The following is a 20,050-nucleotide window of genomic DNA, read 5'->3' as shown; positions in this document are numbered from 1 at the left end:
CACCCTTTCGGTCAAAAACGGTCGCCATCCCGGCCAAGCATTGCTAGAGAGCATGCGGATCAAGGGATTGCGGGACCGTGACGGAGACGGAAGCCATTTTTGCGCTGATCGCGCTCTTCGAGCGCGAGGGCTATGCGCGCACTGAGCCGCCGGTGCTTCAGCCGGCGGACGTGTTCATCGACCTGTCGGGCGAGGACATCCGCAGGCGGATGTTCGTCACGCAAGACGCGGCCGGCGCAGAGCTGTGTCTCAGGCCCGAATACACGATCCCCGTCTGCCTTCAGCATCTCGGCGACCGCGGCCATGAGCCCTCTGGCTACAGCTATGGCGGGCCCGTGTTCCGCATGCGGCCCAACGAGAGCGGGGAGTTCCTGCAGGCCGGCCTCGAATCCATCGGCCGGACCGATATTCCGGCCGCCGATGCGGAGATCCTGGGCCTTGCCCTGGAAGGCCTTGAGAGCCTTGGGGGCCTATCGTACCGTGTGAAGCTCGGGGACATGGGCCTTCTCAACGGGTTGATCGATGCCCTCGGGATCGCACCTGCCGCGAAGCGCCGCGTGATCCGGGCCATCGTGTCGGGCCAGGGGATCGCCGGTCTGAGCGAGCCGGACGGGGCTTCCCAGCAGGAACATGCGGGATTGCTGGCCGCCATCGAAGGTCAGGCTCCCCAGGCCGCCAAGGCTTTCGTGGAGGACATCCTGTCGATTGCGGGCATCGCCCGGGTCGGAGGACGCAGCGCCGGTGAGATCGCAGAGCGCTTCCTCGCGCGCGCCGCCAACCGGACCGGATTGCCCGACAGGGCCCGAGACGTCCTGGAGCGCTATCTCGCCATTTCGGGAAATCCCGATCAGGCCGCCGAGGCGGTCAAGGCGCTTGCGCGGGATGCGGGGCTCGACCTCACGGCAGCCGTCACCGTCTTCGAGGAGCGCACCGGCTTCATGGCGGCGCGGGGCCTCGATGTGAGCGCCTTCTCATTCGCCGCCACCTTCGCGCGCAATCTCGACTACTACACGGGCTTCATCTTCGAGGTGCAGAATTCAAGCCGCGACGACGGCAAGCCCATCGTAGGCGGCGGGCGCTATGACGGGCTGCTCGAACACCTTGGAGCCAGGGCTCCGATTCCAGCAGTCGGCTGCTCGTTCTGGCTCGACCGCATCCTGGGGAGGCCCTGATGACCGATTCTCCCCTCATCCTGGCGGTGCCATCCAAGGGTCGGCTTCAGGAGAACGCAGCCGCGTTCTTCGCCCGTGCCGGGCTCGTCTTCACCCAGTCCCGCGGCGCGCGGGACTATCGCGGAACGCTGGCCGGGGTGCCGAACGTGGAGGTGGCGTTCCTGTCCGCCTCCGAGATCGTGAACCAACTCGCCACCGGCGCGGCGCATCTCGGCATTACCGGCGAAGACTTGGTGCGCGAGCAGGTGCCGGATGCGGATGACGCCATGGAATTGCTGACGCCCCTGGGCTTCGGCCATGCCAATGTGGTGGTCGCGGTGCCCCAGGCCTGGATCGACGTGCGCACCATGGCGGACCTCGACGAGGTGGCGGCGGACCTTCGCGCCCGCCACGGCTACAAGATGCGGGTCGCGACCAAATACCTGAACCTCACCCGCCGCTTCTTCGCGGAGAAGGGCGTCGCCGATTACCGGATCGTCGAGAGCCTGGGAGCCACCGAGGGTGCGCCGGGAGCAGGCTCTGCGGAGCTGATCGTCGACATCACCACGACTGGCGCGACACTCGCGGCCAATGCTCTCAAGATCCTCGAGGACGGCGTTATGCTGCGCTCGGAGGCCAATCTTGTGGCCTCCACCCGCGCGCCCTGGACCGCCAGGGCCAAGGAGGCCGCAAACGTCGTTCTCACCCGCATCGCGGCGGAAGAGGAAGCGCGCATGAGCCGGGAGGTGAGAGCAGCCCTCGATCCATCCGTTGCGTCTGCCCTCGCGCCCCTCGTCCAGGCTTTCGACGCATCCCTGCCCTATGGGCCGCCGCAAGGCCGCGAGCTTGTTCTCCATTGCCGGGCCGCGATCGTGTTCGAAATCGTGGCGGCGCTCCAGAACATTGGGGCGCATGACGTTACGGTACGGACATTCGACTATCTGTTCCGACCCACCAACGCCCTCACCGAGCGGTTGCGGAGGCGGCTCGGCTGAACCGCCGCCTTCACGAAAGCTTCAGATTTGGCGTGTTGAATCACGAGTTGCTTGGACAAGATCATCGAGGGCGTTGCCTCCCAGGCCAAGGCCCCCTATGGTCCGGCGTTTTTCGATCAAGAGGTTACCGATGAACGCGCTTCGATTGGCGGTGCTGTTTGCAACCCTCGCCACTGTGTCGGCAGCCCATGCACAGTCCGCGGCAACGACCCTGGGTCGCCCGGTGGGACCGACCCGTCAGGTCGACACCAAGGTTCCGCAGCCTGGCCAGGGTGGCAAGGTCTTCCCCTTGGGTTCGTCCTGGGTAGCGGTGAGCCTGAACGGTAAGCCTTTCGGCGGCGAACGTCCAAGCTTCAGGCTCGACGACCAGCTCCGCGCGAGCGGCTTCGGCGGCTGCAATACCTACACGGCAACCGCCTATCCCCTGCGCGAGCAAGGCATGGCGGTCGGCCCCTTCGCTCTCACCAAGCGCTCCTGCGACAAGTCCGCCATGGCGATCGAGCAGGCCTTCCTGGTGGCTTTGCGCACCTCGGCCAAATGGGACATTCAGGGCCCGACCCTGATCATCCGCACGCAGAACGGCGAGTTGCGGTTCGAGCGCTCGCTCTAAGCGAACAGCATTCGACTTCGTGTCATGGCCGGGCTTGTCCCGGCCATCTCTTTTGGAAGAGGCCCTATGGAAGCGGGATCACCGGCACAAGGCCGATGATGACAACGACCTGTCGATCAGGCCGCAGGCTCCGGCTGGCGCTTCTCGACCGGGGCATAGAGCCCGTCGTCCATCTTCTTCATGTCGATGCGTCGGTCGTGGAACGCCGCAAGCGTGGACCGGTGGCCGATGGACACGACGGTGGCTTCCGGCAGCTTGTCCCTGATCACCTCGTAGATCTCTGCCTCCGTCGGCTCGTCCAGGGCCGCCGTGGCTTCGTCCAGGAAGAGCCAATCGGGCTTCGCCAGCAGGGCGCGGGCGATGGCGAGGCGCTGCTGCTCGCCGAGCGACAGGGTCTGCGACCAAGCGCGCTCCTCGTCCAGCCTGTCGGCCAAGGCGGGCAGCTTGGCGGCCCGCAGCGCCTCCGCGATCTTGACGTCGTCGTATTCCCCATGGGTGCCCGGGTAGGTCACAGCCTCGCGCAGGCTCCCTTGCGGGATGTAGGGCCGTTGCGGCAGCAGCATCATGGTCTGGCTCTCAGGCACCTGGATCTGACCTGCGCCGAATGGCCAGATGCCCGAGATCGCCCGGAACAGGGTGGATTTGCCTGAGCCCGAGGGACCGGTGAGCAGGGTCGTCTCGCCTTGGCGGAATGCGACGCCATCCGCCCGCATGAGGACGCGTCCGTCCGGCAGCGCCACCTGAAGGCCCGAGACGTTGAGATCCGCATTGGACGAGGGAGCAAGCTGGACCCGGTTTGCCGCATCGCTGCGATGCACGGTCTCGACCGCCGCCTCGAAGGTCGTGAGGCGGTCCACCACCGCCTTGTAATTGGCGATGGTCGAATAGGACGTGATGAAGAAATCCAGGGCTCCCTGCACGCTCGAGAAGGCGCCGACCGTCTGCTGCATCTGCCCGAGAGTGATCTTGCCGATGAAGTAGTAAGGCGCGGTGAGGATGTAGGGCACCACCACGTTGGCCTGGAAATAGGTGGACTGGAAGATCTGCAGGCGCATGACCCGGCGTACGATCTGCATGAAGTTCTGCACGATTCGGGCAAACCGGTTGTTGAGGGCCTCCTCCTCGGCGGCCTCGCCGCCCAGGAGCGCCACCTGCTCGGTATATTCGCGCAGTCGCGCCAGGGAAAAGCGGTAATCGGCCTCCACCCTTTCCTGCTGGAAGTAGAGGGCGATCAGCGGCCGGCCGATCACATGGGTCAGCCAGGTGCCCAACAGCGCGTAGGCGATACAGACCCAGACCAGGAGGCCCGGAACCGGGACATCGGAGCCCGGCAGCGTGAATCCGGCCGACAGGGACCACAGGATCGCGATGAACGACACCAGGGTGGCGGACTGGTTCATGAGACCCATGGACAGGGTATAGGTCTGGTCGATGTAGCTGCGCAGGTCCTCGGCGATACGCTGGTCCGGGTTGTCCGCCTCGCGGCCGATGAGCTGCATGCGGTAATGGGTGCCGTCGCTCAGCCATTCATGGACATAGAGCCGGTTGAGGAATTCGCGCCAGCGGATGCGCAGCACGTATTGCGATACGATCTCCACCATGGCCACGGTGACGAACACGGCGGCCAGCGGCACGAAGACGCCGAAGAGCTGATACCAGAACGCGCCCGCATCCTTGTCCTGCAAGGCATTGAACATATCGCGCCCGAAGAAGTTGAGACGCACGTTGAGGGCGACCTGCCCGAGGTTGATCAGGATCAGGAAGACGAGCAGCGCCGTGCCGATCGCGCCCTCCGAGGCGCGCACGGTTCCGATCAGCGGGATTTTGATCTCGGCCGGCGCGTTCGAGGTGAAGTACCGGTCGGCAATCCGCATGATGGTGCGGATCACGGGAATCCGGGACACGCAGTAGATCACGAAGGCGAAGATCGTCGCCCCGACCGGCATGGAGGCGGGCGGCACGTAAGCCGTCAGGAATTCCGGTACCGTTCCGGCGGCGTCGGCCAAGCTCAAGGCGACCAGGATCGCCTCGACGGCGGTCAGGACCCCGATGAACACCTTGAGGAATTTCGGGATGTCCCGGGACAGGTACAAAGCCAGGCTTAAGCCCAGCACTGCGAGAGGCAACAGGAGCGACAGGTTGCCCTCAACGAAGTGCAGCGCGAGAAGAGCAAGACCAATCAGTCCCGCCCCGATGCTGGCCTTGACCATGAACATATCCTCAAAAACTCGACTCTGCCTGTTTAGTCAGGCGCGCAGGGGGCGATCAACCGCGCTCATGGCAAAAGAAAGGAGAAAGTTCCAACATAACGAGCCTGTGACCAGATATCCCAGGCATCGACATCACGACTGAGCGCCCCTATAGAGCGTTCTTCACAACGTACAGTCCGTTATAAAGAACGAAAAGGTTGACTTGGAGAACAAAGGCATCATATGTCACCCGTATCACCCATCAAGACCGAGCCTGATCGACCCATGAACGCCCCTCTCGGATATCTCGGCGACCAGCCGCTCCAACGCCTTGTCCCGGCGGAGCCGATCGTGCGCCTGGAGAAGATCACGAAGGTGTTCGCCGGCCGCGACGGCTTGCCGGTGAGTGCGCTTGAGGGCGTCGACCTCGCGGTGCCGCAGGGCTCGGTTCTCGGGATCATTGGCCGCTCGGGCGCGGGTAAATCGACTCTGATCCGCCTCGTCAACGGACTGGAGAAGCCCTCCTCCGGCCGGGTGATCGTCGACGGGGCCGACATTTCGGCCCTGCCCGAGGCGGCGCTCCGTCATGCGCGGCGCTCGATCGGCATGATTTTCCAGCACTTCAATCTCCTGTCCTCCCGCACGGCGGCCCAGAACGTGGCCCTGCCGCTCGAAGTGGCCGGCTACGACAAGGCGGCAATCAGAACCCGGGTCGAGGAACTGCTTGCCCTGGTCGGGCTTTCGGACAAGCGCAACCGCTATCCGTCCGAGTTGTCAGGCGGCCAGAAGCAGCGCGTCGGCATTGCCCGTGCGCTCGCCACCAACCCGAAGGTGCTCCTGTCCGACGAGGCAACCTCCGCCCTCGACCCGGAAACCACCCGCTCGATCCTCGACCTTCTGGCCCGCATCAACGCCGAACTCGGGCTGACCATCGTGCTCATCACCCACGAGATGGCCGTGATCCGCTCCATCGCCCGCGACGTGGCGGTGATCGAGGGCGGCCGCATCGTCGAACAGGGCGACGTGTTCGATGTCTTCACCCGCCCGCAGCATGAGGTGACGCGCTCCTTCCTGGGAGACGAGACCGGCCGCGCCCTTCCGCCTTACGTGGCAAACCGCCTGCAGCCCGAGCCGAAGCCTGGCAGCCAGGCCGTGATCCGCATCGGCTTCCGCGGCCCGCACGCCACCGACCCGGTGCTGGCGCGTCTCGCCCGCGACCTTGGCATCGAGGCCAATATTCTGGCCGGCTCCGTGGACGAGATCGCAGGCCGCCCCTGCGGCACCCTGGTCATCGGCGTGCCGGAACAATCCCTCAAGACGACCATCGATTTCCTGAAGCAATACGGTCTCGACACGGAGGTTCTCGGCCATGTCGCCTGAGATGATCCGCCTGATCGCCAGCGCCACCGGCGAAACTCTCTACATGGTGGCGGTCTCCGCCGGCATCGCCACGCTGCTCGGCCTGCCGCTCGGCATCTTTCTCGCCACCAGCGGCAAGGGCGAGCTTTATGCAGCCCCGTGGGTCAATCGGGGTCTTGGCGTGATCGTCAACGCGGCCCGCTCCACGCCCTTCATCATCCTGGTGGTGGCGATCATTCCGTTCACCCGCCTGATCGCCGGCACCTCCATCGGCACCAGCGCCGCCATCGTTCCGCTGACCGTCGCCGCGACGCCGTTCATCGCGCGGCTCATCGAAGGCGCGATCCGAGAGGTCGACCAAGGCCTCATCGAAGCGGCCCGCGCTTTTGGGGCAAGCCCCTTGCAGATCGTCCTGAAGGTTCTGATCCCCGAAGCCCTGCCGGGGATCGCGCTGGGCCTGACCCTCGCGGTGGTGTCGCTCATCGGCTACTCGGCCATGGTTGGGGCGGTGGGCGGCGGAGGCTTGGGCGACCTCGGCATCCGCTACGGCTATCAGCGCTTCATGCCGGAGACGATGCTCGCCGTCGTGGTCGTTCTCATCGTGCTGGTCCAAGTTGTCCAGAGCATCGGCGACCGCCTGTCACGCCATCTCAACAAACGTGTTCGTCACAGCTGATCTTTTCCAACGAGTAACAAGGAGTCTTCCATGTCGTTCAAGAAACTGGGCCTGGCCGCCCTCCTGTCCCTGGCCGCCCTGCCGGCCCTGGCGCAGACGCAAACCATTCGCATCGCCGCGACCCCGGGCCCCCACGCCCAGATCCTCGAAGCCGTGAAGCCGATCGCCGCCAAGAAGGGCCTCGATCTCAAGATCGTGGAATTCTCCGACTACGTGGTGCCGAACGCCGCGCTCGCTTCCGGCGAGATCGAGGCCAACTCGTTCCAGCACCAGCCCTATCTCGACAACCAGAAGACCGATCGCGGCTACAAGATCGAAACCGTCGCCCAGACCGTGAATTTCCCGATCGGCATCTATTCGAAGAAGCACAAGGCCTTCGACGCCGTGCCGAGCGGCGCGACCATCGCGATCCCGAACGATCCCACGAATGGTGGCCGCGCGCTCCTGCTCCTGCAGGACAAGGGGCTTCTGAAGCTTAAAGAGGGCGTTGGCTTCAAGCCGACCATCCTCGATATCACGGCCAACACCAAGAACTTCAAGTTCGTCGAAATCGACGCTGCTCAGGCGCCCCGTGTGCTGGACGACGTGGATGCCGCCGTGATCAACACCAACTACGCCACCCAGGCTGGACTCGATCCGGTGAAGGATGCGCTCACGCGCGAGAACCCGAAGGGTCCGTACGTCAACATCATTGCCGTGCGCGCCGAGGACAAGGACAAGCCCTGGGTCAAGGCGCTGGTCGAATCGTACCGCACCCCGGAAGTGAAGCAGTTCGTCGAGGAGAAGTTCAAAGGCGCGGTTCTCACGAGCTGGTAAGGCTCCTGTCGAACCTCGCTACCGAAGGCCGGACATCGAATCCGGCCTTTTTCTTATCGCACCCTGTCATGCGCCATTGAAAGAATGGCCCTGTTCCGACGGGCCTATTGCTATGTGGTCAGCATGTCGATCACCCGCATGATCGCAACCGTGCTGCCGGTATTTTTGCTGCGCTCGGGCATGCCTTTGGCGCACGACCACACGTCGCCCTTTTTGTACAAGGTGTCACCAGAGCCCGTGTCGACCGTCAGTTCGCCCTCCAGGATGTGACAGACCATATCATTGGCCATGGTTGAGCCGCTGGTGCTGGCGCCCGGCTGGTAGATGTTGTCCCGCATGGACACCGTTTTGTAATTCGGGATCATCGTTTCCCGCTTCGTATAATCCACGCGACGAACGCCAGGAGCGATTTCCCGACCCTCTGTCGGACCAGACCCTTGAGCGGCGGCTTGTTCGGCTGAAAGAAGCGTGGGCGCGATCGCAAGACTGATCAGCGCATGGCGACGGTTAAGGCGTTCCATGGTTTCCTCCCGTCCAAGAGGCCACCCCAGCGCACCAGATTCCACGCCTGACCGACAGGCATGTCAACATACAGTTATGCGTCTCCCCGGCCTGTAGACATGCCCATAGGGCTGTCCTGCCTGGGGCCCCGCTACAGGGGCAGGATGGCGGCGATCCGACTCTGGGGGACGAAAGCGCCGGCGTGCGGCGCGCCTACGGTGACCTTACCGCCCCTCGCCTGCGTAAGAGACGCGATCATGCGCATGCCCAGGCCCTTGCCGTCCTTTGCCGGGTCGAAGCCGTACGGAAAGCCCTGGCCCTCATCCTCGATGGTGAGGGTCAGGCTGCCGTCGTTCTTGGTCAGGCAGATCCGGATCTCGCCCTCGCCGTGCTTGATGGAGTTCGTGACCGCCTCGGCGGCGATCAACCCCAAGGCGACAAGGAGATCCGCCTTGAGCGTCAATGGAGGCTCTTCCGCTGCATCCAGGATGATGGGCCGCTTGTAGCTCTCACCCAACGACATGCGAAGATCCGCGATCACGCCCTCGAGATAGGCGGTCACCTCCCCTTCCACGGCGGAGTTGTCCTTCTGCAAGCGGCTGTGCAGGATGCCGATCGTACTGATCCGCGCCGAGGCTGCGCGGAGCTGGATCTGCACCTCCTCGCATGTGGCGCCGCGGGCCTGCAGATTGAGAAGTCCCCGCACCACCTGCAGACTGTTGGCGACCCGGTGATGAACCTCCCGCATGAGAAGCTCCTTCTCGGCCAGCAAGGTTTCGCGTTCGGCCTCCAGCCGGCGGCGCTCCGTCACGTCGCGGACGATGACCATTGCGGCTGTCGGCCCAACCCAAGGCATCGGCGCGACCGCGACTTCGACTTCAACCTCGGTTCCATCGACTCGGCTCCACGTCTCGTTGATGAGGCGCGCCGGATCGGCGCGATGCATGTGCTGGATGCGCTCCGCTACAACGGCCTGCGAAGAAGGAGCCACGAAATCCAGAATGGCGCGCCCGACAATCCCGACGGCGGACGGCACCGCGACCAGGCGCGCCATGGCCGGATTGGCCAGAAGGATGGTCCGGCCGTCGTGAACGATCAGAGCGTCAGGGCAAAGCTCGATCAGCGTCCGGTAGTTCTGCTCGCTGAGCTTCGGCATGGTATATCCGGCCTCTTGCTGGACGGATTCCCAGCTCCCCCATCCCGGCATGTGCCCCCCAAATCGACACGTCAGTCTTTCAGGCACTCAAAAACGGAAAGGCACCGAGCTGACGTGTTTACTATATTATAATATATTGCATGAAGAGCCGCCAGCCCCCGATCCGGGACCCCGCCTCCTTTCGTCTGGACTCGGGCGGGCCTTCGCCAGCCACGACGTAGGCTTCCGACCACCCTGCGACGACCTCCGCCCCTGCAAAACGCAAGGCGGCTCTGCGTTCCGCGGCTTTGTCCTGGGGGGAACCCGCCCTAGCTGTTCCGGCTCATGCTTCCAACCCAGAGACGAGGAATGCCGATGTCCCATCCCAGTGTCACGCTCAACGACGGCAGGATCATGCCTCAGCTCGGCTTCGGCGTCTGGCAAGTCCCAAACGACGAGGCCGCGGCGGCCGTCCGGGAGGCCATCGACGCCGGGTACCGCTCCATCGATACGGCTGCGATCTACCGCAACGAAGAAGGCGTCGGGGCGGCGATCGGCGCGACGGATGTGGGGCGGGAGGATCTCTTCATCACCACCAAGCTCTGGAACGACGACCAGGGCTACGACACCACGCTGAAAGCTTTCGACGCGAGCCTGAAGCGCCTGGGGCTGGATTATGTCGACCTCTACCTCATCCACTGGCCGGTCTGGAAGCGCGAGGCCTATGCGGATACCTGGCGGGCCTTCATCAAGCTGAAGCAGGAAGGACGCGCGAAATCCATCGGCGTGTCCAACTTCAAGATCGCACATCTGCAGCGGCTGTTCGACGAGACCGGCGTCGTGCCGGTTCTCAACCAGATCGAGCTTCACCCTGGCTTCCAGCAGAGGGAACTGCGCGCCTTCCACGCGAAGCATGGGATCGCGACAGAAGCCTGGAGTCCCCTCGGACAGGGCACACTGATCCAAGACGAGCGCATTGCCGCCATCGGGCGAAAGCACGGCAAGAGTCCGGCCCAGGTCATCCTGCGCTGGCATCTCGACAACGGCCTGATCGTGATACCGAAATCAGTGACGCCGTCGCGCATCCATCAAAACATCGACGTGTTCGACTTCCATCTGGACGCGGACGATATGAGCGTGATCGACCAGCTTGATAATCCGGGCGGCCGCATCGGCCCCGACCCGGAGCTTTTCACCTAAAAGGCCTCGCCTCACCGGCCTACGGAATTGAAGCTGACGTCGCCGCTCAGGGGCTCGCGCAGCTCGATCCTGTGGCGGCCGTTGTCGCGGATCTGAGCGGTGCGGTACTCGCCTTCCAGATCGTCTCCGGGCTCTTCGAGGATTTCGACGCCCTCCTGGCGTAGACGTCGGATCTCACGGTCCACATCCGGCACAAGAAGATAGACCAAGGGAGCGCGGGTGGCCGCCGTCGTCTGAGGATCGGATGACGAGCCGGGCGGCATCGGATGGTCAACCTCGTGAATCTCAAGCAGGAAGCCGCTGCGTTCCAGAGTAGCCATCCGCTCCTGGACGAAGTTGCGCGTTGCCAGGAGGCGGAAGCCAAGCTTGTCCTGATACCAGCGGACGGATTCGTCGAGATCCGGCGTCCGGATCGCGGTCGAACCAGGCCGCGCCGCCGGGGCGCTCATCGTCGGTGCGGCGGCAATCATCGGAACGATGAGGACCAGTGATCGAAGAATCGCAAGCGCCCAAGAGCCCCGACGCCACCTGCTCAACATATGCTGTTGTCCCGCACTCACGTCCCGATCCTCGTTAGCCGTATAAGGGTATGAACGCGGTGACGGGGTGATCGTTCTTCGATCCTGGTTTTCCGATCGGTTTGCGGATCATTCATCCGGGCCCATGAGCTTCTGGAGAAGGCTGGCGAGCTGCCTGGCCTCCCCTTCGCCGAACCGGCAGCCCAGATAGCGGCTGATCGCCGGACCGTAGACCGACCACATGTGCCGCTGCAGGGCCCGCCCCTCCCCGGTGATCTCGATGAGCTGACGGCGTTTGTCTCCCGGAAACGGAATGCGCTTCACAAGGCCCTCCGCCTCCATGCGGTCGAGGAGCCGGGAGAGGTTGTATTGCTCGAACAGCAACTCGTGCTCGATCTCCCGGGGCGTGCGCCGCCCGTCCGGCGCCTTCTTGAGGGACAGGAGGACGTCGTACCAGGCAAGGGACGGGAAGCCTGCCCCTTTCAGGTCGGCCTCGATCTTCCCCGCCACCTCGCGCCCGGCCCGGATCAGGCGAACCCAGGCGTCGGTGACAGCTTCGGGTGGTTCTTGCATAACGGCAAAGCTCCCCTGTTTTCTATGCAATTGCATCATGTTTGACATTTCGATGCAAGTGCATTCATATATCTATGCATCTGCATGGAGGTTCCAATGACCCGCACCACTCCTACTCCCGAAGCCTATGGCGCTCTTCTGCTCCGCGTCTCCCTCGGCATCATGTTCATCGCCCACAGCGTCGTCCTGAAGTGGATGACCTTCACCCTGGCTGGCACGGCCCAGTACTTCGAGTCCCTCGGCCTGCCCGCATTCCTCGCCTACGCGACCTTCTGGGCTGAATTTATCGGCGGCGCGCTTCTCGTCCTCGGCGTTCAGAGCCGCTGGGTGTCACTTGCCCTCCTGCCGGTCCTGTTCGGCGCGGCCTGGGTCCATCTCGGCAACGGCTGGGTCTTCTCGAGCACGGGCGGCGGCTGGGAATACCCGCTATACCTGATCGTGCTGTCGGTTGCGCAGGCCTTTCTCGGCGACGGCGCCCATGCCCTCAGCCCCTCGCGCTCCCTGCCCTTCGGCCGTCCGGCCCCGACCCTCGGACGCGCTGCCGCCTGAGCCACCTCAACCGCCAAACAAGGAAAACCTGACATGAAGCTCTATTATGCTCCCGGTGCCTGCTCCCTGGCCATTCACATCGCCGCCCGCGAGGCTGGCCTGCCCCTCAGCTTGGAGAAGGTTGATCTGGCGGCCCGCAAGACCGAAACCGGCGCGGATTTTCTTAGCATCAACCCGAAGGGCTACGTGCCGGCCCTTGCCTTGGCCGAAGGCGATGTCCTGACCGAAGCGGCGGCCCTCCTGCAATTCGTGGCCGACCGCCAGCCGCAAGCTGGTCTTGCGCCCGCCCACGGCACCATGGAGCGCCACCGCCTGAACGAGTGGCTCGCCTTTATCGCGTCGGAGATCCACAAGGGCTTCGGCCCCCTGTGGAACCCCACCACGCCGGACGCCGTGAAACAGGCCACGAAGGACAAGCTCGCCCAACGCTTCGCCTATCTGGACCAGGCGCTGGCCACCCGGCCATACCTGACTGGCCAACACTTCACCATTGCCGACGCCTACCTGTTCACGGTGACGAGCTGGGCGAACTACCACGCCGTGGACCTGACTCCATATGGCCACCTGCGCGCCTTCCTCGACCGGGTGGCCGCGCGCCCGAAGGTCCGGGAGGCCCTTGCGGCGGAAGGGTTGCTGAAGCAGGCGGCGTGACACGCACGACAAACAGGAAAAGCCCCGGAGCGATCCGGGGCTTTTTACTATGGGCAGGGTTGATGAGGGCGGAGGATACTTACCCGAAGCCACCCTGACGACCACGGCTCAGGACTGATTGGGGATTGTCGCCATCTTTGCCGACACGTCATTCGCAGACCTGCTTGATTGGCTTTATTATCGACGCCGTCTTCCTCTTGCCTTGCCTGCGCAATGGGCTTTACCTGTTCGTGTTACCATATGTCGGCAAGTCGCTCGATGTACCGCAGCGCACCAGCAAGGGCCCGCGCGATGGATGAGGCGAACTCACGCAAGCCTAGGCTTCTGGCTGGTGGCAACCCACAGATTCCGAAGGGGTCCGGCCATACGCCCGTGCGGGCCTATATCGAAGCCATGCCCGGCTGGAAAAGAGCCGTCGGACACCGCCTCAATGAGCTCATCACCGAGGCCGTCCCTAACCTGAAGAAGTCCGTTAAATGGAACTCGCCCCTCTATGGCATCGAGGATCAAGGCTGGTTCCTCGGAATTCACTGTTTCACCAAATATGTGAAAGTCGCTTTCTTTCGCGGAGCTGCTCTTTGTCCGCTTCCTCCCGGCAAGTCGAAACAGCAGGACGTGCGCTACCTCGACATCCATGAGGATCACCCCTTCGATGAGGCGCAGTTCACCGACTGGGTGAAACAGGCGAGCCGTCTGCCTGGCAAGAGCATGTAAATCAAATGCGTGTGGCGTTGAGGGAAAGCCGCGATCCTCCATCCGGACACTGCGGCGGCTTTGGGCCCGAAGCGGCCGTGCTGCCTCGCCGGATCAACGGATCCTGAACCTCGTGTAAGCGGTCCGCTCAACTTCGATGCTCTGCGAATACAAAAGCCCCGGAGTTTCCTCCGGGGCTTCTTTTGTTCAGCGCAGTGCGTATGGACTTAGAAGTCCATGCCGCCCATGCCGCCGCCGCCTGGCATCGCCGGAGCGGATTCCTTGCGGGGCAGCTCGGCAACCATGGCTTCGGTGGTCACCAGCAGGCCGGCGACCGAGGCCGCGTCCTGCAGAGCGGTGCGCACGACCTTGGCCGGGTCGACGATGCCGGCCTGGAGCATGTCCACGTATTCTTCGGTCTGGGCGTTGAAGCCGAAGGTCTCGGACTTGTTCTCGATGATCTTGCCGACCACGATCGAGCCTTCGACACCGGCGTTCTCGACGATCTGACGGATCGGAGCCTCGAGAGCGCGCAGCACGATGTTGATGCCAGCCTTCACGTCCGGGTTGTCGGTCTTCAGCTTGGCAACCGCAGCCTTGGCGCGGAGCAGAGCCGTGCCGCCGCCGGGAACGATGCCTTCCTCGACCGCCGCGCGGGTGGCGTTCAGAGCATCATCCACGCGATCCTTCTTCTCCTTCACCTCGACCTCGGTCGCGCCGCCGACGCGGATCACCGCGACACCGCCTGCGAGCTTGGCCAGACGCTCCTGGAGCTTCTCACGGTCGTAGTCCGAGGTGGTCTCCTCGATCTGCGCCTTGATCTGACCCACGCGAGCCTCGATGTCGGCCTTCTGGCCGGCGCCGTCGATGATCGTGGTGTTTTCCTTCTCGATGCGGACGCGCTTGGCGCGGCCCAGCATGTTGAGGGTCACGTTCTCGAGCTTGATGCCGAGGTCTTCCGAGATCGTCTGACCAGCCGTGAGGACGGCGATGTCCTCGAGCATGGCCTTGCGGCGGTCGCCGAAGCCAGGAGCCTTGACGGCGGCGATCTTCAGACCGCCACGCAGCTTGTTGACCACGAGAGTGGCCAGAGCCTCGCCTTCCACGTCCTCGGCGATGATGAGGAGCGGCTTGCCGGTCTGAACGACGGCCTCGAGGATCGGCAGCATGGTCTGGAGCGACGAGAGCTTCTTCTCGTGGATGAGGATGTAGGGGTCCTCGAGCTCGGCCACCATCTTCTCGGCATTGGTGATGAAGTAAGGCGAGAGGTAGCCGCGGTCGAACTGCATGCCTTCGACGACATCGAGCTCGGTCTCGGCGGTCTTGGCTTCCTCGACGGTGATCACGCCCTCGTTGCCGACCTTCTGCATCGCATGGGCGATCATCTCGCCGATGTCGGTGTCGCCGTTGGCCGAAATCGTGCCGACCTGAGCAACCTCTTCGGACGAAGCGACCTTCTTGGCGCGGGCCTGGATGTCCTTGACAGCCTCGGCAGCAGCCATGTCGATGCCACGCTTGAGGTCCATGGGGTTCATGCCGGCAGCCACCGACTTGGCGCCTTCGCGCACGATGGCCTGGGCCAGAACCGTCGCCGTGGTGGTACCGTCACCGGCGATGTCGTTGGTCTTCGAAGCGACCTCGCGGACCATCTGAGCGCCCATGTTCTCGAACTTGTCGGAGAGCTCGATTTCCTTGGCGACGGTCACGCCGTCCTTGGTGATGCGCGGAGCGCCGAAGCTCTTCTCGATCACCACGTTGCGGCCCTTGGGACCCAGCGTCACCTTCACGGCGTCGGCCAGAATATCGACGCCCTTGAGCATCTTGTCGCGAGCGTCGGAGGAGAATTTTACGTCTTTGGCAGCCATGGGCTATGCCTCCAGTTGACTTGTAAAATGGGTTTCGAAGCGGGACGCCAGGTGTTACGCGATCACGCCCATGATGTCGGACTCCTTCATGATGAGGAGATCTTCGCCATCGATGCGGACTTCAGTGCCGGACCACTTGCCGAACAGCACGCGATCGCCAGCCTTCACGTCGAGAGCAGCGACCTTGCCGTTCTCGTCACGGGCGCCAGGGCCGACGGCGACGATCTCGCCCTCTTGCGGCTTCTCCTTGGCGGTGTCTGGGATGATGATGCCGCCCTTCGTCTTCTCTTCCGCATCAATACGGCGGACGACGACGCGGTCGTGCAGCGGACGGAACTTCATGGAACTTCCTCTTATGCCTGTTGGCGCAGCCCCCAATGGCCGCGTCTTGATCTGCTGTTAGCACTGTCTTTGAATGAGTGCCAACGCTAGTCGCGACATAATCGCGGCGCTGGGGCGAGTCAAGACGCCCGGGGGTGGATCGACCCGAAACCTTTTCGGATTTTGGTTACGACCGGGACGGCTCCGCTGTGTAAAGCCTTACCTTTTTGACGCTAGCATGGCGGCCCCGACAATAAGGAGTCCTCCCCCGAGGGTCGCCCAAGTGGGAATCTCGCTGAAGACGCCGTAGCCGATGGCCGCCGCCCAGATCAGGGCCGTGTATTCCAGGGGTGCGAGCCGGGCCGCCGGAGCCTTGGCGTAGGCCGTCGCCATGAAGACATGGCCGGCGACCCCGAGGACACCCATGACCATGAACCAAGCGAGATGGGACAGGTCGAGGGGCTGCCAGTAATAGACGCCGAACGGCATGACCAGAATGGCCGGCCCGATGTTCTGGAAGAACACGATGTGCATGAACTTGTCGCGCTGAGCTCTCTGGCGCAGCAGGACGAGGCTTAAGGCATAGGTGACAGCCGACAAAAGCGCCGCCGCGACGCCCGAGAGGGAACGCACCGCCCCAGCCTCCTCGGTCTGGCCCAATACCACCACGAGGGTGCCGGAAAAGCCCACGGCGATCGCCCCGATGACTCGCAGATCGACGCGCTCCTTGAGCAGGAGAAGCCCAAACAGAGCTACGAACATGGGGGACAGGAAGGACAGAACGAGGGTTTCGGCCAGAGGCAGCTGGCCCAGGGCATAGAAAAAGCTGACCGCCGTCGTGACGGCCACCACGGACCGAAGCAGGTTGGCCTGGATCGTTTCCCGGCTCGGCCATCCGGGCCGCATCGCCAGAACCACGCCAGTCGCGATGATCGTCCCGCAGACGAACCGCAGCAAGGCGACCTGGAAAATCGGGTAATGCGCGGCCATACCCTTGATGACCGCATCCATGATGGACAAAACCGCGATGCCCGCGGCAGCCCGCAGGGCGGGTCCGAAATGCATGATGACTCGACGATGAAGGCGGCTCTCGAGACGAAAGGCCGGCATGGGCTGAGGTGGTGACGCCTCTTACAGCACTTTGCCTAATCGATCACCACCCGTTTCAGGGCTGTGGAAGGACCGGAGGGATTTTTTCCCTGAAACGCCCAATTTCAGTCACCTTGGCGGAAACAATCGCCACGCTTGTCGTTAACCAGAATATTCACATCACAGGATGCGGTTCGATGCGTGCATGGCTTCCTTGCTCTGTCTTTCTCCTGGCAGCCTCGCTCCCGGCCACGGGCTTTGCCCAAGGTTATCCGTACGGGGCTCCCCGGGATGCCTATGGCAACGTGCTGGTGGTTCCCGGACATGATTATCCCTATGCCCAGACCCGGGATGGATATGACCCGGGCTACCCGCTCGTCACGCGGCCCTCGTCTAGAGCCTATTACCGGGCCGAGCCCGTCGATCCCATGACGGGCTATCGTTACGAGGCGCGTCCCAGCCGTCGCTCCGGCACAGCGGTCGCGGCGCTTCCGGGCGGGTACGAGAGCGATAACGGCTACGACAACAGTATTGACTATGCGATCGCGCCCCAATTCCAGCGGCAGATCGTGGCCTATCGGGGCAACGAGAGGCCCGGCACGGTCATCGTCGATACGCCCAACAAGTACCTCTATCTCGTCCAGGCTGGCGGGCGGGCCATCCGCTACGGCATCGGCGTCGGGCGTCCAGGGTTCGAATGGGCCGGGCGCAAGACGGTGAGCATGAAGAAGGAGTGGCCCAGCTGGCGTCCGCCGGCCGAGATGCTGCGTCGCCGCCCGGACCTGCCGAAGTTCATGGAAGGCGGGCCCGACAATCCGCTCGGGGCGCGTGCCCTTTATCTCGGCTCGTCGCTCTACCGCATCCACGGCACCAACGAACCGCACACCATCGGGCAGGCCGTATCGTCGGGCTGCATCCGCATGCTCAACAAGGACGTGATCGATCTCTATGCCCGCGTTCCGGTCGGCGCGCCGGTGATCGTGATCTAGCATAAACCGGAGGGGCAGCACCGTTTCATGGGCTGCCCCTTTCGCTCGTCAGCCGGGAGCCGCTCCCTGCGTGTTGACATAGACCGCATAGAGCGACTGGCTCGCGGCCATGAACAGGCGATTGCGCTTGGGGCCGCCAAAGCAGATATTGCCGCAGACTTCGGGCAGGCGGATGCGCCCGATGAGCTTGGCGTCCGGCGTCCACACCGTGACGCCGCTATAGCCCACAGCCCTTCCGGCATTGCTTGAGCACCACAGGTTCCCGTCCACGTCGCAGCGCAAACCGTCCGGAGCGCATTTCACGCCGTCGACCATGCAGTCGGTGAATAGCCTGCCGTTCGACAGCTTGTTGTCCGTGCCCACATCGAACACATGTACGTCGCCCTTGCCGCCGGGGCCCGTATCGCCGGGGCCTTTTCCAGTGCTGGCCACGTAGAGCCGCCTATAGTCGGGCGAGAAGCACAGGCCGTTGGGATCCGGAACCTGATTTTCGGTCACGACGAGATCGACGCGGCGGCTCGGGTCGATACGGTAGCAATTGGTCGGCAATTCCCGCCTCGCGTTGCCAATCCCGACGGCCTGACCGAGTCGGGGATTGAGACGCCCGCCCGCATTGCTGGGGCCGCCCTGCACGTCGGGCGCGCCCTCGTATAGCTGGCCGCCATAGGGTGGGTCGGTGAACCAGTAACTGCCGTCCGGATGGGGCACGACATCGTTGGGGGAATTGAGCCGCTTGCCGTCGAACGAATCGGCCAGCACCGTGACCGCCCCGTCGTTCTCGTAGCGAACGACGCGCCGGGTGAGGTGCTCGCAGGAGAGTTGGCGTCCCTGAAAATCGAAGCTGTTGCCGTTGCTGTTGTTGGACGGCATGCGGAACGTGCTCACGTGGCCGTCGTCCTCGATCCAGCGCATCTGGCGGTTGTTGGGAATGTCGCTCCAAACGAGGTAGCGTCCCTGCCCGTTCCAGGCAGGGCCTTCCGCCCACAACGCTCCGGTCCACAGCCGCACGATCGCGCTGTTGGGCTGGGCGTATTGGTTGAAAAGCGGATCGACCGAGAGAATGTCCGGATCGGTGAAATAGGTGGTGGGCGCGCCGCCGGGTCCGAAATCCCGCGGCGGATTCGTCACCGTGCTGGGCGGCCCGGCCGGGGAAGGAGCCTGCGCCCAAGCGGCACCCGATCCGGCAGCCACCGCGCCCGCCCCCATGGCAGTGATGAACAGTCGCCGCGATAGCGTGTTGTCGTCCTCGCCTTCGCGGGCTTCTTGCTTCGTCATGGGCGTCTCTCCGAGTGTGGGGCTGGAGAGCATCGATTGCGGGTCAATGGAGGCTGATCAGCCCTGTGCAGCCTCGGCGCTGGTCGCGCGTCTCAGGGCGGGACTACAATCCCATACTCGGAGCGAGGCGAAATAACTCTTCGGCTCAGTCGGGCGTGCTCTTTGGAAGAGCCTCGGCACATTCGGTGGCAACTCCTTGGAATCCAGCGAAAGCAGGACCGGCTCGCACTGCGCTCGTCCTTGGCCGCGCGATCGAGCGTCTCCTAAGGACCGACTAAGGGAGTCCTCGATGTAACTTTGTTCTGGATAAGTTCTCGATAAGCTAGAATTTTCGAATATTATAACAAAATCGCCAGATCGAAATCAGAACAAATCAGCAATAAAGCAACAACTCAGACAAAACTTAATAAAATTTTGGCGGACAATACTATTGTTTAAAGCAGCTATACATTCGAAGGGGCATGCATTCATTGCGCTCAGATCCCTATATGTACATACAGGCTATCTTCTCTACAGGAAGCGAACCTTTCTGGAGAAAAGGATCTTGAACGGACACGGCGCGCCATGAACTACGCTTATTTGCTTGCCGCCATTGTGTGCGAGGTCGTCGCGACATCGGCTCTGAAGGCCGCGGAAGGGTTTACGCGCTTCTGGCCTTCGGTCGTTGTCATCGTCGGCTATGCCCTTGCGTTCTACTGCCTGTCCTTGACCCTGCGAACGATCCCGGTCGGGATCGCCTACACGGTCTGGTCCGGCATCGGCATCGTTCTCATCGCCGTGGTCGGCTGGCTCGCCTACCGCCAGCCGCTGGACTGGCCGGCGATCATCGGCATGGGGTTCATCCTGGCTGGCGTCGTCATCATCAACCTGTTCTCGAAGACGGCCGGCCACTGAA

The 20,050-nt window shown here is 63.4% G+C and carries 21 protein-coding genes; 12 read left to right on the top strand and 9 right to left on the bottom strand.

Annotated features, from left to right (window positions below):
• Positions 1-77: 77 nt before the first annotated feature.
• From DRB19_RS08095 to DRB19_RS08085, 3 genes are all read left to right on the top strand, one after another.
• Entirely contained in the window at positions 78-1,172 is a 1,095-nt protein-coding gene (locus DRB19_RS08095; protein ID WP_114185536.1) for an ATP phosphoribosyltransferase regulatory subunit, read from the top strand.
• Positions 1,172-2,146: an ATP phosphoribosyltransferase gene (gene hisG / locus DRB19_RS08090; protein ID WP_114185535.1), complete on the top strand. Its 975-nt coding sequence runs from the start codon at positions 1,172-1,174 to the stop codon at positions 2,144-2,146. The genes DRB19_RS08095 and hisG overlap by 1 nt, the downstream gene beginning before the upstream one ends.
• 130 nt (positions 2,147-2,276) lie before the next feature.
• A complete protein-coding gene (locus DRB19_RS08085) occupies positions 2,277-2,756 on the top strand; it encodes an META domain-containing protein (RefSeq protein ID WP_114185534.1) in 480 nt (159 codons plus the stop codon).
• A 116-nt stretch (positions 2,757-2,872) separates the two neighbouring features.
• On the opposite strand, the gene DRB19_RS08080 is transcribed toward DRB19_RS08085, so the two are convergent.
• Complete coding sequence (locus DRB19_RS08080; RefSeq protein WP_114185605.1) at positions 2,873-4,966, bottom strand: ABC transporter ATP-binding protein/permease; 2,094 nt, start codon at positions 4,964-4,966, stop codon at positions 2,873-2,875.
• A 264-nt stretch (positions 4,967-5,230) separates the two neighbouring features.
• Between DRB19_RS08080 and DRB19_RS08075 the strand changes: the two genes are divergently transcribed.
• From DRB19_RS08075 to DRB19_RS08065, 3 genes are read left to right on the top strand one after another with little or no spacing between them, the layout of a single operon-like run.
• Positions 5,231-6,325 carry a methionine ABC transporter ATP-binding protein gene (locus tag DRB19_RS08075; protein ID WP_114185533.1) on the top strand — a complete coding sequence of 365 codons (1,095 nt, stop codon included), beginning with the start codon at positions 5,231-5,233 and terminating at the stop codon, positions 6,323-6,325.
• Entirely contained in the window at positions 6,315-6,980 is a 666-nt protein-coding gene (locus tag DRB19_RS08070) for a methionine ABC transporter permease (RefSeq protein WP_114185532.1), read from the top strand. Before DRB19_RS08075 ends, DRB19_RS08070 begins: the two co-directional genes overlap by 11 nt.
• A gap of 30 nt (positions 6,981-7,010) precedes the next feature.
• Complete coding sequence (locus tag DRB19_RS08065; protein ID WP_114185531.1) at positions 7,011-7,796, top strand: MetQ/NlpA family ABC transporter substrate-binding protein; 786 nt, start codon at positions 7,011-7,013, stop codon at positions 7,794-7,796.
• 110 nt (positions 7,797-7,906) lie between these two features.
• Here DRB19_RS08065 and DRB19_RS08060 read toward each other — a convergent pair whose 3' ends face one another.
• Together DRB19_RS08060 and DRB19_RS08055 are read right to left on the bottom strand one after the other, a co-directional pair.
• Positions 7,907-8,317, bottom strand: coding sequence for a cupin domain-containing protein (locus DRB19_RS08060; protein ID WP_114185530.1), 411 nt, complete (start codon positions 8,315-8,317; stop codon positions 7,907-7,909).
• Between the two features lie 131 nt (positions 8,318-8,448).
• Positions 8,449-9,453, bottom strand: coding sequence for a sensor histidine kinase (locus tag DRB19_RS08055; protein ID WP_162815621.1), 1,005 nt, complete (start codon positions 9,451-9,453; stop codon positions 8,449-8,451).
• 354 nt (positions 9,454-9,807) lie between these two features.
• Here DRB19_RS08055 and DRB19_RS08050 point away from each other — a divergent pair, with 354 nt between their 5' ends.
• The gene (locus DRB19_RS08050) at positions 9,808-10,632 is read left to right on the top strand and encodes an aldo/keto reductase (RefSeq protein WP_114185528.1); all 825 of its coding nucleotides are present in this window, start codon (positions 9,808-9,810) and stop codon (positions 10,630-10,632) included.
• Between the two features lie 11 nt (positions 10,633-10,643).
• On the opposite strand, the gene DRB19_RS08045 is transcribed toward DRB19_RS08050, so the two are convergent.
• Both DRB19_RS08045 and DRB19_RS08040 read right to left on the bottom strand, forming a co-directional pair.
• On the bottom strand, positions 10,644-11,192 hold the full coding sequence (locus DRB19_RS08045; protein ID WP_147021747.1) for a VOC family protein: 549 nt from the start codon (positions 11,190-11,192) through the stop codon (positions 10,644-10,646).
• Positions 11,193-11,279: 87 nt separating this feature from the next.
• The gene (locus tag DRB19_RS08040; RefSeq protein WP_245439327.1) at positions 11,280-11,723 is read right to left on the bottom strand and encodes a MarR family winged helix-turn-helix transcriptional regulator; all 444 of its coding nucleotides are present in this window, start codon (positions 11,721-11,723) and stop codon (positions 11,280-11,282) included.
• A 96-nt stretch (positions 11,724-11,819) separates the two neighbouring features.
• On the opposite strand from DRB19_RS08040, the gene DRB19_RS08035 reads away from it, so the two are divergent.
• The 3 genes from DRB19_RS08035 (at position 11,820) to DRB19_RS08025 (ending at position 13,637) form a co-directional block, all read left to right on the top strand.
• Positions 11,820-12,272, top strand: a complete 453-nt coding sequence (locus tag DRB19_RS08035; RefSeq protein ID WP_114185525.1) for a DoxX family protein — start codon at positions 11,820-11,822, stop codon at positions 12,270-12,272.
• A 33-nt stretch (positions 12,273-12,305) separates the two neighbouring features.
• Positions 12,306-12,923: a glutathione transferase GstA gene (gstA, locus tag DRB19_RS08030; RefSeq protein ID WP_114185524.1), complete on the top strand. Its 618-nt coding sequence runs from the start codon at positions 12,306-12,308 to the stop codon at positions 12,921-12,923.
• 258 nt (positions 12,924-13,181) lie between these two features.
• Positions 13,182-13,637: a DUF1801 domain-containing protein gene (locus DRB19_RS08025; RefSeq protein ID WP_114185523.1), complete on the top strand. Its 456-nt coding sequence runs from the start codon at positions 13,182-13,184 to the stop codon at positions 13,635-13,637.
• Positions 13,638-13,843: 206 nt separating this feature from the next.
• Here DRB19_RS08025 and groL read toward each other — a convergent pair whose 3' ends face one another.
• The 3 genes from groL to DRB19_RS08010 form a co-directional block, all read right to left on the bottom strand.
• On the bottom strand, positions 13,844-15,481 hold the full coding sequence (gene groL / locus DRB19_RS08020) for a chaperonin GroEL (RefSeq protein ID WP_114185522.1): 1,638 nt from the start codon (positions 15,479-15,481) through the stop codon (positions 13,844-13,846).
• A 54-nt stretch (positions 15,482-15,535) separates the two neighbouring features.
• Complete coding sequence (gene groES, locus DRB19_RS08015; protein WP_114185521.1) at positions 15,536-15,823, bottom strand: co-chaperone GroES; 288 nt, start codon at positions 15,821-15,823, stop codon at positions 15,536-15,538.
• A 198-nt stretch (positions 15,824-16,021) separates the two neighbouring features.
• Entirely contained in the window at positions 16,022-16,867 is an 846-nt protein-coding gene (locus DRB19_RS08010) for a DMT family transporter (RefSeq protein ID WP_114185604.1), read from the bottom strand.
• A 221-nt stretch (positions 16,868-17,088) separates the two neighbouring features.
• On the opposite strand from DRB19_RS08010, the gene DRB19_RS08005 reads away from it, so the two are divergent.
• Complete coding sequence (locus DRB19_RS08005) at positions 17,089-17,880, top strand: L,D-transpeptidase (RefSeq protein ID WP_114185520.1); 792 nt, start codon at positions 17,089-17,091, stop codon at positions 17,878-17,880.
• 48 nt (positions 17,881-17,928) lie between these two features.
• Here DRB19_RS08005 and DRB19_RS08000 read toward each other — a convergent pair whose 3' ends face one another.
• A complete protein-coding gene (locus DRB19_RS08000; protein ID WP_114185519.1) occupies positions 17,929-19,155 on the bottom strand; it encodes an SMP-30/gluconolactonase/LRE family protein in 1,227 nt (408 codons plus the stop codon).
• 564 nt (positions 19,156-19,719) lie between these two features.
• On the opposite strand from DRB19_RS08000, the gene DRB19_RS07995 reads away from it, so the two are divergent.
• The gene (locus tag DRB19_RS07995; RefSeq protein WP_114185518.1) at positions 19,720-20,049 is read left to right on the top strand and encodes a DMT family transporter; all 330 of its coding nucleotides are present in this window, start codon (positions 19,720-19,722) and stop codon (positions 20,047-20,049) included.
• Position 20,050 lies beyond the last annotated feature (1 nt).

It is taken from the genome of Microvirga aerophila (assembly GCF_003332305.1).
In the GTDB taxonomy this organism is placed as follows: domain Bacteria; phylum Pseudomonadota; class Alphaproteobacteria; order Rhizobiales; family Beijerinckiaceae; genus Microvirga; species Microvirga aerophila.
The sequence above is the reverse complement of the archived record's forward strand: the minus strand, read 5'-3'. Positions and strand labels throughout refer to the sequence as shown.

Bases quoted from the DNA above. Each gene is read 5' to 3' on its own strand.
- hisG (WP_114185535.1), top strand. From the start codon at position 1,172: ATGACCGATTCTCCCCTCATCCTGGCGGTGCCATCCAAGGGTCGGCTT.
- DRB19_RS08085 (WP_114185534.1), top strand. From the start codon at position 2,277: ATGAACGCGCTTCGATTGGCGGTGCTGTTTGCAACCCTCGCCACTGTG.
- DRB19_RS08080 (WP_114185605.1), bottom strand. From the start codon at position 4,966: ATGGTCAAGGCCAGCATCGGGGCGGGACTGATTGGTCTTGCTCTTCTC.
- DRB19_RS08075 (WP_114185533.1), top strand. From the start codon at position 5,231: ATGAACGCCCCTCTCGGATATCTCGGCGACCAGCCGCTCCAACGCCTT.
- DRB19_RS08070 (WP_114185532.1), top strand. From the start codon at position 6,315: ATGTCGCCTGAGATGATCCGCCTGATCGCCAGCGCCACCGGCGAAACT.
- DRB19_RS08065 (WP_114185531.1), top strand. From the start codon at position 7,011: ATGTCGTTCAAGAAACTGGGCCTGGCCGCCCTCCTGTCCCTGGCCGCC.
- DRB19_RS08060 (WP_114185530.1), bottom strand. From the start codon at position 8,317: ATGGAACGCCTTAACCGTCGCCATGCGCTGATCAGTCTTGCGATCGCG.
- DRB19_RS08055 (WP_162815621.1), bottom strand. From the start codon at position 9,453: ATGCCGAAGCTCAGCGAGCAGAACTACCGGACGCTGATCGAGCTTTGC.
- DRB19_RS08050 (WP_114185528.1), top strand. From the start codon at position 9,808: ATGTCCCATCCCAGTGTCACGCTCAACGACGGCAGGATCATGCCTCAG.
- DRB19_RS08040 (WP_245439327.1), bottom strand. From the start codon at position 11,723: ATGCAAGAACCACCCGAAGCTGTCACCGACGCCTGGGTTCGCCTGATC.
- DRB19_RS08035 (WP_114185525.1), top strand. From the start codon at position 11,820: ATGACCCGCACCACTCCTACTCCCGAAGCCTATGGCGCTCTTCTGCTC.
- gstA (WP_114185524.1), top strand. From the start codon at position 12,306: ATGAAGCTCTATTATGCTCCCGGTGCCTGCTCCCTGGCCATTCACATC.
- DRB19_RS08025 (WP_114185523.1), top strand. From the start codon at position 13,182: ATGTACCGCAGCGCACCAGCAAGGGCCCGCGCGATGGATGAGGCGAAC.
- groL (WP_114185522.1), bottom strand. From the start codon at position 15,481: ATGGCTGCCAAAGACGTAAAATTCTCCTCCGACGCTCGCGACAAGATG.
- groES (WP_114185521.1), bottom strand. From the start codon at position 15,823: ATGAAGTTCCGTCCGCTGCACGACCGCGTCGTCGTCCGCCGTATTGAT.
- DRB19_RS08010 (WP_114185604.1), bottom strand. From the start codon at position 16,867: ATGCATTTCGGACCCGCCCTGCGGGCTGCCGCGGGCATCGCGGTTTTG.
- DRB19_RS08005 (WP_114185520.1), top strand. From the start codon at position 17,089: ATGCGTGCATGGCTTCCTTGCTCTGTCTTTCTCCTGGCAGCCTCGCTC.
- DRB19_RS08000 (WP_114185519.1), bottom strand. From the start codon at position 19,155: ATGACGAAGCAAGAAGCCCGCGAAGGCGAGGACGACAACACGCTATCG.
- DRB19_RS07995 (WP_114185518.1), top strand. From the start codon at position 19,720: ATGAACTACGCTTATTTGCTTGCCGCCATTGTGTGCGAGGTCGTCGCG.